Genomic DNA, 13320 nt, shown 5'->3' on the forward strand with positions numbered 1-13320 from the left:
TCGTTGACTCGGCGTCGGGTCTCTCAGGGTCGAGGGGAGCCGATGGGGGTCCCCCGCTCGAGCGGAGCGGAGAGCGGGGGAAGGTACGCCGAGTCGGATGGCGGCGCGCGGTGCCGTGCTCGGGGCGGGGTTCGAGGCACCTCCCGCTCGAGCGCGGTCGAGAGTGGGGGAGGCGCGCGCCGCCATCCGGCGTTCTTCCGTCTAGAGAACGGCCACCGGCGCCACCGGAGTGCCGGTCCCGCCGACGAACGGCTCGGGCATCGCCGACAGCAGGAACGTGTAACGCCCCTCTTGTCCACAGGCTGTGGACAACTCTTCGAGATTCCAGTTCTGGCCCTGCAGCATCCCCATCTCGACCAGGTCGAGGGCGTGCACCGGCAGCCACAGGTCGTCGATCTCGGGCGGAAACACCTCGAAGGTGAGGGTGTCGTTGGCGACCGCCGCCACATCGCGCGTGTGGAACCACTCCGGCGTCCGCAGCGACAGGCCCGGCGACGGATGCGCGTACCCGTGCTTGTCGCCGGAGAGGTACAGCCGGACCTGCCCGGTCCGGACGAGCGCGATGTCGCCGGCCCGCACCCGTGTCCCCGCCAGCTCCTCCGCCGCCTCGAGGTCCTCCGGGGTGACCGCGTGCCCGCCGTCCAGCCGGTCGACGCCGCGCGCGCGTGCCACGTCCAGCAGCACCCCGCGCGAGACCACGTGCCGCGCCTTGTCGATGCCGCTGAACTCGGCGCCCCCGTGCGGGGTGATGGTGCCGGCCGGGCGGCCGTTGTAGAGCCGGCCCGAGTGCGAGACGTGCGTCAGCGCGTCCCAGTGGGTGGCCGCCTGCAGCCCCATGGTCACGGCGTCGTCGCTGCACGCGACCGTGCCCGGGCCGAAGATCTCCTGGTTGATCTGCACCATCGTGTGCAGGGGGTTGACCCGCCCCGGGATCATCCCGGTCTGCACGCCGTCCTCGCGCAGGGGGAGGGCGAGCGGGACGCGCCGGCCGGTGCGGATCTCGGCGGCCGCCCGCCGCACGACCTCGTCGGTGATCAGGTTGAGGGTGCCGATCTCGTCGTCGGCGCCCCAGCGCCCCCAGTTGTTGACGCGCTCGGCGATGTCGTGGAACTCGGCGGGCAGTGCCATTCGGTGCCTCCCCGGGGCTTGTCGCCGGGTGTCCTACGGGTCAAAAATCTAACGGACCGTCAGAAACCGTGGGAAGGGGCCGGGCGTGGGGAACTTCTTGACCGGCAGGACCGTGGCCGTCACCGGCGCGGGGCGAGGCATCGGGCGGGCGGTGGCGCTCGCCGCGGCGGCGGAGGGGGCCCGGGTCGTCGTCAACGACCACGGCGTCACCGTGGACGGCGCCTCACCCACCAGCGAGGTCGCCGAGGCCGTTGTCAAGGAGATCGAGGCGGCCGGCGGGCAGGCCGTCGCGGTCGCCGACGACATCTCCACGATGGCGGGCGGGCAGCGGGTCGTGGACACGGCCATGGCGGCGTACGGACGGCTCGACGGGGTCGTGTGCGTGGCCGGGATCCTGCGCGAGCGGATGCTGTTCAACATGACCGAGGAGGAGTGGGACCCGGTCGTCGCCACGCACCTGAAGGGCACGTTCACCGTCTTTCGGGCCGCCTCCGCGGTCATGCGCGCGCAACGGTCGGGCACCCTGATCGGTTTCACCAGCGGCAACCACCAGGGCTCCGTCTCCCAGGCCAACTACAGCGCCGCCAAGGGCGGCGTCATCTCCCTCGTGCGCAGCGCCGCGCTCGGGCTGCACAAGTACGGCGTGACCGCCAACGCGGTGGCGCCGGTCGCGCGGACGCGGATGTCGGCGGGGGTCCCCGTGGAGCTGGCGGAGATCGGGGAACCGGAGGACGTCGCCCCGCTGGTCGTGTACCTGCTGTCCGACCGCGCGCGCGAGCAGGGCGTCACCGGGCAGGTGTACACGGTCGCCGGGCCGAAGATCGCGGTGTGGGCGCAGCCGCGTGAACTGCGTGCGGCTTACACGGAGGGCGGCTCCTGGACGCCGGAGCGGATCGCGGACGTGCTGCCCGGGTCGGTGGGCACGGATCCGATGCCGATGCTGGCGCGGGTGGAGGAGATGGCTCGCGCCGCCCGGGAAGGGGAGAGGCCGAATGTGTGAGCGCGCCTGTCGCAGACCTCGGGGTGCGGGGCGTCCCCGGCCGGCCGCTCGGTTCCCCGCGCCCCTCGAGCCGTTCGACTCGACCCCGGCCTGAGGCGGTGCCGTGGATTTCGCACCCGTACCCGAGGACGACGCGTTCCGTACCGAAGCCCGGGACTGGCTGGCCGCGAACGCACCGCACGCCCCCGACCGCCGCATCTGGGAGCGCACCCTCGGCGCGGCCGGGTGGGTCGGGATCGGCTGGCCGGAGGGGGGATACGGCAACCGCACCGCCACCCTCACCCAGCAGGTCGTCTGGGCCGAGGAGTACGCCCGGTCGGCCGCCCCGCCCCGCTCGGGGCACATCGGGGAGAACCTCCTCGCCCCCACCCTTCTCGCGCACGGCACCCCGGAGCAGAAGGCCCGCTTCCTGCGGCCGATCGCCGCCGGAACCGAGCTGTGGTGCCAGGGCTACAGCGAACCGGGCGCGGGATCCGACCTCGCCGGAGTCCGTACGCGGGCCGAACTCGCCGCCGGAGGACGGTCGTACCGCGTCACCGGCCGGAAGATCTGGACCTCGCTGGCGCACGAGGCCGACTGGTGCTTCGTGCTCGCCCGTACCGACCCGGGGTCGACGCGGCACCGGGGGCTGTCCTTCCTGCTCGTGCCGATGGATCAGCCGGGGCACGTCGAGGTGCGGCCCATCCGGCAGATGACCGGCACGAGCGACTTCAACGAGGTCTGCTTCGACGGGGCGCAGGCGCGCGCGGAGCACGTCGTCGGTGAGGTGGGCGACGGATGGCGGGTCGCGATGAGCCTGCTCGGCTTCGAGCGCGGGGTGTCGACGCTCGCCCAGCAGATCGGGTTCGCGCAGGAGCTCGGGCGGGTGCTGCGGACGGCCGTGGAGACCGGGGCGGCCGAGGATCCCGTCGTACGGGACCGGCTGGTGGGGCTGTGGGCCGAGCTGCGGGCCATGCGGTGGAACGCGCTGCGGACGCTGGGGGGCTCCGGCGGGCCGGGGGCGCCCAGCGCGGCCAAGCTGCTGTGGGCGGGCTGGCACCAGCGGCTGGGGGAGGCCGCGGTGCTGGTGCGGGGGGCGGCGGCGGGCGTCGGGCCGGTGGAGTGGTCGCCCTCGGCGCCGTACGAACTCGACGACGCGCAGCACCTGTTCCTGTTCTCACGGGCCGACACGATCTACGGCGGCACGGACCAGATCCAGCGCACGATCATCGCCGAGCGCGTGCTCGGCCTGCCCAGGGAGCGCAAGGGGGTCGTCTGATGCGAGGCGTGGTGTTCGACGGGAAGCGGGCCGAGGTCGTCGACGACCTCGTCGTACGGGATCCGGCGCCCGGTGAGGTGCTCGTGGCGGTCTCGGCGGCGGGGCTGTGCCACAGCGACCTGTCGGTGGTGGACGGGACGATCCCGTTCCCGGCGCCCGTGGTGCTCGGGCACGAGGGCGCGGGCGTGGTGGAGGCGGTCGGGGCGGGCGTCACGCACGTCGTCCCCGGGGACCACGTCGCGCTGTCCACGCTCGCCAACTGCGGGACGTGCGCGGAGTGCGACCGGGGGCGGCCGACGATGTGCCGGTGGGCCATCGGGCGGCCGGGGCAGCCGTTCACCCGCGGGGAGCGGCCGGTGTACCAGTTCGCGTCGAACTCCGCCTTCGCCGAGCGGACCGTGGTCAAGGCCGTGCAGGCGGTCCGGATCCCGAAGGACGTCCCGCCGGCCTCCGCCGCGCTGATCGGGTGCGGGGTGCTGACCGGTGTGGGGGCCGTGCTCAACCGGGCGCGCGTGGACCACGGGGAGAGCGTGGTCGTCATCGGCACGGGCGGGATCGGGCTCAACGTCCTCCAGGGCGCCCGGATCGCGGGCGCGTCGCGGATCGTGGCCGTCGACGCGAACCCGGCGAAGGAGGCGGTGGCGCGGCGGTTCGGCGCGACCCACTTCCTGACGTCCGCCGAGGGGGTGCGGGAGGTGCTGCCGACGGGCGCCGACCACGTCTTCGAGTGCGTCGGGCGGGTGGAGCTGATCCGGCAGGCGATCGACCTGCTCGACCGGCACGGCCAGGCCGTTCTGCTGGGCGTGCCGCCCGCGGCCGCGGAGGCCTCCTTCCGCGTCTCGTCCCTCTACCTGGACAAGTCGGTCCTGGGCTGCCGCTACGGCTCCTCCCGTCCGCAACGGGACATCGCCCTGTACACGGACCTGTACCGCGAGGGGCGGCTCCTCCTCGACGAACTCGTCACGCGGACCTACCCGGTCGAGGACTTCGGGAAGGCCGCGGCGGACGCGGAGGCGGGGCGGGTGGCGCGGGCGGTCCTCACCTTCTGACCGCGGGCCCGCTCACGGCCCGACGGCGGTCCGGAAGGTGCGCCGGTACGCCGTCGGCGTCACCCCCAGTGCCGCCTGGAGGTGCTGCCGCATCGACTGGGCGGTGCCGAACCCGGCGTCGCGGGCGACCTGGTCGACGGACAGGTCGGTGGACTCCAGCAGGTGCCGGGCGCGCTCGACGCGCTGCTGGGTGAGCCACTGGCCCGGGCTGACGCCGACCTCCTCGCGGAAGCGGCGCGTGAAGGTCCGTACCGACATGGACTCCTGCGCGGCCATGTCGCGCAGCTGGATGGGCTCGTGGAGGCGCCCGAGCGCCCATGCGCGCGCGGAGGTCGTGGTGGCGTGCTGCGGATGCGGGACGGGCCGCTCGATGTACTGCGCCTGCCCGCCGTCGCGGTGCGGCGGTACGACCGTACGGCGGGCGACCTCGTTGGCGAAGGCGGTGCCGTGGTCGCGGCGGACCATGTGCAGGCACAGGTCGATGCCGGCGGCGACGCCCGCCGAGGTCAGGACGTCGCCGTCGTCGATGAACAGCACGTCCGGGTCGACCGCGATCCGCGGGAAGAGCCGCTGGAGGCGCTCGGCGTCGGCCCAGTGGGTGGTCGCCGGGCGGCCGTCGAGGAAGCCGGCGGCGGCCAGGACATAGACGCCGGTGCAGATGGAGGCGAGGCGGGTGCCGGGGCGCAGGTGCGCGAGGGCGGCGGCCAGCTCGTCGGTCAGCACGCCCTGCTCGAAGACCGGGCCCAGCTCGTAGGAGGCGGGGACGATCAGGGTGTCGGCGGTGGCCAGGGTCTCCGGGCCGTGCGCGACCTGGACGGCGAAGTCGGCGTCCGTCTCGACCGGGCCGGGCGGGCGGACCGAGCAGGTCACGACCTCGTACAGGCGCCGTCCGTCGGGGCCCTTGGGGCGGCCGAAGATGCGGTGCGGGATGCCCAGCTCGAAGGGGAGCAGGCCGTCGAGGGCGAGCACGACGACTCGGTGCGGACGGAAAGCGGCGGGCTCCGGCTCTCGGCTCATGGCCCGATCCTAACGAACACTGTCCTTCGGGCCACTCGATGGGCGTGGTCCGGTACCGGAAGCTCTAGGGCGTGACCCAGACATCCGAAACCGCGGCAGAGATCGCAGGACAGGCGCCCCGTGCCGGAAGGCCCCGCATCCACCGGGCGTGGTTCGTCGCCGCCGTCACCTTCGTCACGATCATCGGCGCGGCGGCCTTCCGCTCGCTGCCCGGACTGCTCATCGACCCGCTGCACCAGGAGTACGGCTGGTCGCGCGGCACGATCGCCGCGGCCGTCTCGGTCAACCTCGCGCTGTACGGGCTCACCGCGCCGTTCGCGGCCGCGCTGATGGACCGTTTCGGCATCCGCCGGGTCGTGGCCGTGGCCCTGACCGTGATCGCGATCGGCTCGGGCCTGACGGTGTGGATGACGGCGGCCTGGCAACTGCTCCTGTACTGGGGGCTGCTGGTCGGCCTGGGCTCGGGCTCGATGGCCCTGGCGTTCGCGGCGACGGTCACCAACCGCTGGTTCACCGAGCGCCGGGGCCTGGTCAGCGGCATCCTCACCGCGGCCTCCGCCTCCGGCCAGCTGATCTTCCTGCCGCTGCTGTCCTGGATGGTCACCCGGTACGAGTGGCGCCCGGCGGCGGTGACCGTGGCCCTCTCCGCCCTGGTCGTCGTCCCCTTCGTGTGGCTGCTGCTGCGCGACCACCCGGCGGACGTGGGCCTGAAGCCGTACGGAGCGCGGGAGTTCGTGCCGAAGCCCGCGCCGGTGACGGGTGCCGCGCGCCGGGCCGTCACGGTCCTCCTCTCCGCGATGCGCACCGGCCCGTTCTGGCTGCTGGCCGGCAGCTTCGCCATCTGCGGCGCCTCGACGAACGGCCTGGTCCAGACCCACTTCGTGCCCGCGGCCCACGACCACGGCATGCCCGTCACGGCGGCGGCCTCGCTGCTCGCGGTCATCGGCGTGTTCGACGTCGTCGGCACCATCGCCTCCGGCTGGTTCACCGACCGCTTCGAACCGCGCCGCCTGCTGGCGGTGTACTACGCCCTGCGCGGCATCTCCCTGCTCTTCCTCCCCATGCTGCTGGCCCCGACGGTCCATCCGCCGATGATCTTCTTCATCGTCTTCTACGGCCTCGACTGGGTCGCCACCGTCCCGCCCACCCTGGCCCTGTGCCGCGAGCAGTACGGCGACGACAGCGCCATCGTCTTCGGCTGGGTCCTCGCCTCCCACCAGGTCGGCGCCGCCCTGGTCGCCTTCCTCGGCGGCGTCGCCCGGGACGTCTTCGGCTCCTACGACGTCGTCTGGTACGCCTCGGGCGCGCTGTGCGCGGCGGCGGCGCTGATGGCGCTGGTGATCCGGCGGCGGCCGGTGGCGGCGCCGGGGCTGTCCGCGGCCTGACGGCGCCCGCCCTCGCGGCGGTCTGATTCGGGGCGGTCTGATTCGGGGCGGTCTGATCGGGGCGGTCTACAGAAACCGTCCCTTGTGGAAGAGCAGCGGCGCCGCCTCCTCGCCGGTGCCCAGCGCCTCCACCCGCCCGACGACGATCAGATGGTCGCCGCCCGTGTGCACCGCGTGGATCGTGCAGTCGATCCAGGCGAGCGTGCCCGCCAGGCGCGGCGAGCCGGAGGCGGGGGCCCTGTCGTGGGCGACGCCCGCGAACTTGTCGGCCCCGCTCACCGCGAAGGCGCGGCACAGGCCTGCCTGTGCCGCGCTGAGGACGTTGACGCAGAAGACGCCCGAGCGGGCGATGCGCGGCCAGGTCGCGGACGTGCGGCCCACCATGAAGGCGACCAGGGGCGGGTCGAGGGAGAGGGAGGAGAAGGACTGGCAGGCGAAACCGGCGGGGGTGTCCTCGTCGTCGGCCGCGGGGGCCGTGATGACGCTGACGCCCGTCGCGAAGTGTCCCAGGACGCGGCGGAACTCGCCGGGGTCGACTGGCGCGCGCTCGTGGTCGCGGACGCAGCGCAGTTCGGGGCGGGGGAGCGGCTCGACCGGCGCCGCCCGGTGGGTCCGGAGAAAGCGGACGGCCGCCGCCGCCATGCCTGCGTGTCCCATCACGCCCCCATTGAAACTGACGGGGTGTCAGATAGGAAGGGCCGTGCACGCGGGAGGGAAGGGGGCCCGTACGCTGCCGCCGAGGGGTGGGGTGGCATGCACACGAAGACGGCGTCGAAGCGGCCGGGGACCGAGGCGACCGCGGCGATAGCGGCCGGAGCGGCACAGCTCCCTGCGGTGTTCCTGCTCTGGTGGCTGGTCGGCCTGCCTTCCGACCCGTACGGCCGCGACTACGGCGGCGCCCTGGCCCTGCTCTGCGTGTTCCTCTTCGCGCCCGTGTACGTGCCGCTGCTGGGCCTGCTGCACGCGCTCGCCCACACGCTGCCCGGCGCAGCCCTCGCCGACCTCGCGTTCGGACGGCTCCGACGGCCGTCCGGGGCCCGGCATCTGCTGGGCGCGGTCTCGGTCGGGGCGGTGTGGGCCGTGGTGACCGCCGTTCTATGGGACTGGCCGTTCGTCACCACCGCCCCGGTGCTCATGGCGCTCGGAGTCCTGCCGGTCCTCGCGATGGCGTACGCGCGCCGGACGGTGCCGGGCACCTGGGGCATCTGGTGGCGCGCGGGCGCGGCGTCCGTCGCCTTGTCCGTCCTCGCGTTCTCGGGTGGAGCGCTGGCCACCGCTACGGGCCTGGTCCGGGGGTACGAGCCTCCGGAACTGTCCGCGACCCGGGTCGCCGGGGTCTGGCGTGGCGACGACGGCGCGGAACTGCGGCTGCTGCCGGGCGGGCGGGCCGAGCTGACGCGGATGCCGGCGGAGCCGGAGCCCTTCGCGGACGCCGACCCGGTCGTGTGCGACGGCACCGGGACCTGGTCCCTCGACCGGGCGGACGAGGACGGGCGCCCGGACGTGGTCGTGGTGCGCCTCGACGAGGGCCGTGGTACCGGCAGCGGCTGCGGGAACGAGGCGGCCTGGACGATCGGCGGGACCGGGCGCGCTCCCGAGCTGTTCATGTTCGTGGGCGGCCCGGTCGTGGGAGAACTGCGGATCCTGACGCAGGCCGAGGCCTGAGCGTCACCGGCCCCGGAACCGGGCCTCCCGGCGCTCCACGAAGCTCGCCACGCCCTCCCTCGCGTCCGCCGTCGTCATGTTGATCTCCTGCGCGGCGGCCTCGGCGGCGAAGGCGGTGGCGCGGTCGGAGTCGAGGGAGGCGTTGACGAGCTGCTTGGTCAGGGCGAGGGCCCGGGTGGGGCCGGCGGCGAGACGGGCGGCCCACGCGCGGGCCGTCCTGTCCAGCTCCCCGTCCGGGACGACCCGGTTGACCAGGCCGAGGCGTTCGGCGTCGGCCGCGGTGAGGGCGTCGCCGAAGAACATCAGCTCCTTGGCGCGCCGGGGGCCGATCAGGCGGGGGAGGAGGTAGGCGCCGCCGCCGTCCGGGACCAGCCCGCGCCGTACGAACACCTCGATGAAGCGGGCCGACTCGGCGGCCAGGACGAGGTCGCAGGCCAGGGCGAGATGGACGCCGAGGCCCGCCGCCGTCCCGTTCACGGCGGCGACGACCGGCTTCTCGCAGTCGAGGACGGCGGCGATCAGGCGCTGTGCGCCGAGGCGGAGGGTGCGGGCCACGTCGCCGGGGATCCGCTCCCCGGCCGGCGGGCCGCCCCGCAGGTCCGCGCCCGCGCAGAAGCCGCGGCCCGTCCCCGTGAGGACGACGGCCCGCACCTCCGGGTCGGCGGAGGCCTCGGCGAGGTGCCGGATCAGGCGTTCGCGCTGGTCGGGGGTGATGGCGTTGAGGGCTTCGGGGCGGTTGAGGGTGAGGGTCGAGACGTGCTTGTCAGTGGCGTGCAGTATCCATGACGCGCGGGCGTTGTCCGGCTTGTCGGTCGATGCCGGCGTACGGGGGGAATCGGACATGTTCATCTCAGCGACACACCGCCAGCGCGTCCAGCGCCACCGCTCCCTGCCCGCACGGCAGCACCACCAGCGGGTTGATGTCGAGCTCCGCGAGGTCGTCCCCGAGTTCCAGCGCCATGCGCTGCACGCGCAGGACGACCTCGACGAGCGCGTCCAGGTCGGCCGGGGGACGCCCGCGGACCCCGTCCAGCAGAGCCCGCCCCCGTAGTTCGGCGAGCATGTCGCGGGCCTGGTCCTCCCCGAAGGGCGGCACGCGCACGGCGGCGTCCCGCAGCACTTCGACGAGCACCCCGCCGAGTCCGGCCGTCACCGTGGGCCCGAAGAGGTCGTCGTGCGTGACGCCGACGAACATCTCCACGCCCCGCTCGACCATCTGGCACACCAGGACGCCGTCCAGGTCGACGCCCTCGTAGCGGGCGATGTCGGTCAGCTCGCGGTAGGCGTCGCGGACCTGGCTGGCCGAGGTCAGGCCGATCTTCACCAGGCCCAGCTCGGTCTTGTGGGCGATCTGTGCGCCGGACGCCTTCATCACCACCGGGTAGCCGACGAGCCCCGCCGCCCGTACGGCCGCCGCCGCGCTGGTCACCAGCTGCTCGCGCGGGACCCGGATGCCGTACGCCCGCAGCAGCTGCTTCGCCGCGTGCTCGCTGAGCTGCTGTCCCGGCCGCATCAGCATCCGGGCCTTGCGGAAGGACGGGGACGGGGTGCGGGGGGCCTGGTCGAAGGGGGAGCGGTAGTCCCGTACGAAGCGGTGGTGGTCGAGGTGGGCGCGGACGGCCGTGAGGCAGTTGGCGACGGTGCGGAAGGTCGCCACCCGGGAGGAGCGGAGGAGGACGTCGCGGTAGGCGGGCTCCGTGCCCACCGGGGATCCCCAGACCACGCACACCAGCTTGTCCGTCCGCTCCGCCGCGTCCACCAGGTCCTGCACGAGGCGGTCGCTCAACGGCGGGAAGGGGCCCGTGATCGGACAGATCAGGACGCCGACCTCGGGGTCGTCGAGGATCGCGTCGATGATCTGCCGGCCGCGCCGGTCCCCCACCGGATGGCCGCCGTTGTCGACGGGGTTGGCCACGTGCAGGTAGTCGGGGATCCACTGGTGCAGTTCGGCCTGCTTGGCGGCCGACAGCGTCGGAAGGCGCAGGCCCGCCGCCGTCGCCAGATCGGCCGCGTGGGCGCCGGTGCCCCCCGAGATCGAGTAGATCACCACCCCGTCGGCCCGCGGCGGGCGGGCGCGCGCCAGCAGGGTCGCCGTGTCCTGGAGTTCGTCGAGCCCGTCCACGCGGATCACGCCGTACTGGCGCATCGCCGCGTCCACGACCTCGTCCGCACCGGTCAGTTTGCCGGTGTGGGAGGCGGCGGTGCGGGCGCCGGTCTCGGTGCGGCCCACCTTGACCGCGACGACCGGCACCCCGCGCCGGGCGGCCCGGTCGGCGGCGAGCAGGAAGGCGCGGCCGTCCTTGAGACCCTCGACGTAACAGGCGATGGCGCCGACTTCGGGGCGCTCGGCGAAGTAGGAGAGGAAGTCGGCGGTCTCCAGGTCGGCCTCGTTGCCCGTCGGCGCCCAGTGGGAGAGCCGGATGCCGAGCTCCTGGAGGGCGAAGACGGGGCGGCCCTGGTGGCCGGACTGGGTGATCAGGGCGATCGCCGGTCCGTCGAGGTCGTCGCGGAAGCGCTCGAAGGCGTTGAGGTTGGTGTTGGGGCCGAGCAGGCGCATGCCCGAGCGTTCCACGGCCGCCGTGAGGCGGCCTTGCGCGGCGGCGCCCTCCTCGCCCGTCTCCGCGAAGCCCGAGGCGAAGACGACCGCGAACCTGGCCTTCGCCTCGGCGAGACGCTCGATCACGGGCAGCGGGTCGGCGACCAGGACCACCGCCAGGTCGACCTGCTCCGGCAGGTCGGTGACGGACCGGACGCAGGGGATGCCGAAGACCGAGTCGCGGATGGGGTGCACGGGATGCAGCCGCGCCCCCACCCGCTCCGCCCAGCCCACCAGTTGCCGGGTGACACCGGTGTTCGGGCGTCCTTCGGCGTCCGAGGCGCCGACGACGGCGACCGACTCGGGCCGGAAGAAGCGGTCCAGGTCGGGGACGTCCGCATACAGCGGGCGGCCGCTGACGTCGAGGTCGTCCGCGTCGGCCGGCCGCCCGTGCACGGTCGGACCGGGCTGCTCGCCGCACGCGATGACCCGGGCCCGGCGGGAGTCGGTGGTGAGGGTGCCGTGGGTTGATCCAAGCATCGGTCCGCCCGCTCCTGTGTGACTGCCAAGTAACTGACGCTCTGTCAGATTACAGAACTGACGGCCTGTCAGAAATGGTCGTGCACACAGAAACGAACGGGCCCGGATCGGGCGGACCGGCGGGGCCTACAGGACCGCCAGCACCTCCCGCGCCACCCGCTCGCCCGACCGCACGGCCCCGTCCATGAAGCCCGTCCAGTAGGTGGAGGTCTCGGTGCCGGCCCAGTGGATGCCGCCCACGGGCCGGCGCAGGGCCGGGCCGTACTGGGTCAGGACGCCGGGCGCGGCGATGGAGACGGGGCCGCCGCGCGTGTAGCCCTCGTTGTTCCAGCGTTGCAGGACGAAGGAGGAAGGGGAGGCGGCTTTCTCGCCGAAGTAGGTCGCGTAGTCCTTCAGCACGGCGGTCCTGACCTCCGCCTCGCTCGCCGCGTCCAGGGCCCGGGCCTTGTCGGCCTCGATGAAGCCCATCAGCGCGCCGTACGAGCCGTCGGGCGGGGAGTTGTCGAAGGTGGAGCTGACCACGCCGGTGTCGCTGACGACCTGGCCGTTGAGGCCGTCGGCACGCCAGAAGGGCGTGTCGTAGATCGCGATCGCCTTGCCCACCGAGGCCATCGGCAGGCGCTGGGTGAGCTGGTCGCGGCTCGCGGGCAGGAGGGGGTCGTACGTGATGCGGGCGGCGAGGGGCGGGGGTACGGCGACGACGACCTTCCTGGCGTTGACGGTGACGCCGTCGGCGGTCACGACGTACGAGTTGCCGCCCGTCCGGGTGATCGCGCGGACCGGGGCGTTCAGCACCACCCGGTCGCCGAGGGTGGCGGCGAGTCTGATCGGGATCAGCTGGGAGCCCCCGACGAAGCGCAGTTCCTGGGCGCCGTTCGCGGTCTCGGTGAGGCGCTCCAGAGTGCCGGGGTTCGAGGCGCTGCCGGCCGCGGCGATGTAGAAGAGCACGAACAGGAAGGACAGTTCACGGGGCTCGGCCGAGAAGATCGACGTGCACGCCACGTCGAGGAGGAACTTGGCGGACGGGACGACGGCGTTGGCGCGCAGCCAGGTCTCGAACGTCTGCCGGTCCCACTCCGCGGCCTTCGCGGCGGTCCAGGGCGCGTCGACCGGGATCTGCTTCGCCAGGTCGTCGAGCGTGGCCTGCACGATCGCCGCGTTGGCGAGCCCGGCCGCGTCGATCGGCGGGACGGCGCCGAGCAGTCCGTCGGTGGCGTACGGCGTCTTCCTGCCGTCCTTGTAGAGGAGGTTCCTGCCGGTGTTGTAGGTGGCGAAGGTCGCCACGCCGAGGGAGTCGGCGAGCGCCTTGATGCGGTCCTGGGTGGGGCCGATGAACTCGCCGCCGCCCTCGGTGACGCCGCCGTTGGCGAGGGGCAGACCCACCACCCGGCCGCCGACGCGGTCGCGGGCCTCCAGGACGGCGACGGTCCGGCCGGCCGCGACCAGGTCGCGGGCCGCGGTGAGTCCGGCGAGCCCGGCGCCGACGATCGCGACGTCGACGTCCGCGGTGGCCGCGGACGCCGTGGCGGCGGTGGTCGCGGTGAGGGCGGTCGCGCCGGCGGCCACGGCGGCGGTGCGGCCGAGCAGGGAACGGCGGGAGAGGCCGTCGCCGGAGCGGCCGGAAGGGCCGTCGCCGGAGCGGCGGGAGAGCTGTCTTTCACGTGCCACGTGCGTCCTCCGTCGAGAGGGAGTGGAGCCGGAAAGGTGAACAGGGCTCACATTCTGGCTTCGCACGTAGGCGC

11 protein-coding genes are annotated in these 13320 nt (G+C 73.8%); 5 read left to right on the forward strand and 6 right to left on the reverse strand.

Annotated elements, in window-relative coordinates; all coding sequences use genetic code 11:
• Positions 1–201: 201 nt before the first annotated feature.
• Positions 202–1128, reverse strand: coding sequence for a cyclase family protein (locus ACIHAR_RS24075; protein WP_400021691.1), 927 nt, complete (start codon positions 1126–1128; stop codon positions 202–204).
• A gap of 85 nt (positions 1129–1213) precedes the next feature.
• On the opposite strand from ACIHAR_RS24075, the gene ACIHAR_RS24080 reads away from it, so the two are divergent.
• The 3 genes from ACIHAR_RS24080 to ACIHAR_RS24090 all read left to right on the forward strand — a co-directional run bounded on the left by ACIHAR_RS24080 (position 1214) and on the right by ACIHAR_RS24090 (position 4435).
• Positions 1214–2128, forward strand: coding sequence for an SDR family oxidoreductase (locus ACIHAR_RS24080; protein ID WP_400021693.1), 915 nt, complete (start codon positions 1214–1216; stop codon positions 2126–2128).
• A 103-nt stretch (positions 2129–2231) separates the two neighbouring features.
• Positions 2232–3386 (forward strand): acyl-CoA dehydrogenase family protein, encoded by a 1155-nt coding sequence (locus ACIHAR_RS24085; protein ID WP_400021695.1) that lies wholly within the window; start codon positions 2232–2234, stop codon positions 3384–3386.
• Entirely contained in the window at positions 3386–4435 is a 1050-nt protein-coding gene (locus ACIHAR_RS24090) for a Zn-dependent alcohol dehydrogenase (RefSeq protein WP_388752429.1), read from the forward strand. Before ACIHAR_RS24085 ends, ACIHAR_RS24090 begins: the two co-directional genes overlap by 1 nt.
• A 12-nt stretch (positions 4436–4447) precedes the next feature.
• Here ACIHAR_RS24090 and ACIHAR_RS24095 read toward each other — a convergent pair whose 3' ends face one another.
• Positions 4448–5452: a GlxA family transcriptional regulator gene (locus ACIHAR_RS24095; RefSeq protein WP_400021697.1), complete on the reverse strand. Its 1005-nt coding sequence runs from the start codon at positions 5450–5452 to the stop codon at positions 4448–4450.
• Positions 5453–5523: 71 nt separating this feature from the next.
• On the opposite strand from ACIHAR_RS24095, the gene ACIHAR_RS24100 reads away from it, so the two are divergent.
• Positions 5524–6837, forward strand: a complete 1314-nt coding sequence (locus ACIHAR_RS24100; protein WP_400021700.1) for an MFS transporter — start codon at positions 5524–5526, stop codon at positions 6835–6837.
• A 66-nt stretch (positions 6838–6903) separates the two neighbouring features.
• Here the strand turns inward: ACIHAR_RS24100 and ACIHAR_RS24105 are convergent, their stop codons facing one another.
• A complete protein-coding gene (locus ACIHAR_RS24105; protein WP_400021760.1) occupies positions 6904–7494 on the reverse strand; it encodes a flavin reductase family protein in 591 nt (196 codons plus the stop codon).
• A 96-nt stretch (positions 7495–7590) separates the two neighbouring features.
• On the opposite strand from ACIHAR_RS24105, the gene ACIHAR_RS24110 reads away from it, so the two are divergent.
• Positions 7591–8502 carry a hypothetical protein gene (locus tag ACIHAR_RS24110; protein WP_400021702.1) on the forward strand — a complete coding sequence of 304 codons (912 nt, stop codon included), beginning with the start codon at positions 7591–7593 and terminating at the stop codon, positions 8500–8502.
• Between the two features lie 3 nt (positions 8503–8505).
• Here ACIHAR_RS24110 and ACIHAR_RS24115 read toward each other — a convergent pair whose 3' ends face one another.
• The 3 genes from ACIHAR_RS24115 to ACIHAR_RS24125 all read right to left on the reverse strand — a co-directional run bounded on the left by ACIHAR_RS24115 (position 8506) and on the right by ACIHAR_RS24125 (position 13246).
• Positions 8506–9345, reverse strand: coding sequence for an enoyl-CoA hydratase/isomerase family protein (locus ACIHAR_RS24115; RefSeq protein WP_400021704.1), 840 nt, complete (start codon positions 9343–9345; stop codon positions 8506–8508).
• Between the two features lie 7 nt (positions 9346–9352).
• Complete coding sequence (locus tag ACIHAR_RS24120; protein ID WP_400021706.1) at positions 9353–11578, reverse strand: acetate--CoA ligase family protein; 2226 nt, start codon at positions 11576–11578, stop codon at positions 9353–9355.
• Between the two features lie 126 nt (positions 11579–11704).
• Positions 11705–13246, reverse strand: a complete 1542-nt coding sequence (locus ACIHAR_RS24125; protein WP_400021708.1) for a flavin monoamine oxidase family protein — start codon at positions 13244–13246, stop codon at positions 11705–11707.
• Positions 13247–13320: the final 74 nt, after the last annotated feature.

It is taken from the genome of Streptomyces sp. NPDC052016, assembly GCF_044548445.1.
Classification (GTDB): domain Bacteria; phylum Actinomycetota; class Actinomycetes; order Streptomycetales; family Streptomycetaceae; genus Streptomyces.

What these genes read in the sequence shown, in the direction of transcription:
- ACIHAR_RS24075 (WP_400021691.1), bottom strand. Translation starts at nt 1,128, where the DNA reads ATGGCACTGCCCGCCGAGTTCCACGACATCGCCGAGCGCGTCAACAAC.
- ACIHAR_RS24110 (WP_400021702.1), top strand. Translation starts at nt 7,591, where the DNA reads ATGCACACGAAGACGGCGTCGAAGCGGCCGGGGACCGAGGCGACCGCG.
- ACIHAR_RS24105 (WP_400021760.1), bottom strand. Translation starts at nt 7,494, where the DNA reads ATGGGACACGCAGGCATGGCGGCGGCGGCCGTCCGCTTTCTCCGGACC.
- ACIHAR_RS24095 (WP_400021697.1), bottom strand. Translation starts at nt 5,452, where the DNA reads ATGAGCCGAGAGCCGGAGCCCGCCGCTTTCCGTCCGCACCGAGTCGTC.
- ACIHAR_RS24115 (WP_400021704.1), bottom strand. Translation starts at nt 9,345, where the DNA reads ATGTCCGATTCCCCCCGTACGCCGGCATCGACCGACAAGCCGGACAAC.
- ACIHAR_RS24120 (WP_400021706.1), bottom strand. Translation starts at nt 11,578, where the DNA reads ATGCTTGGATCAACCCACGGCACCCTCACCACCGACTCCCGCCGGGCC.
- ACIHAR_RS24090 (WP_388752429.1), top strand. Translation starts at nt 3,386, where the DNA reads ATGCGAGGCGTGGTGTTCGACGGGAAGCGGGCCGAGGTCGTCGACGAC.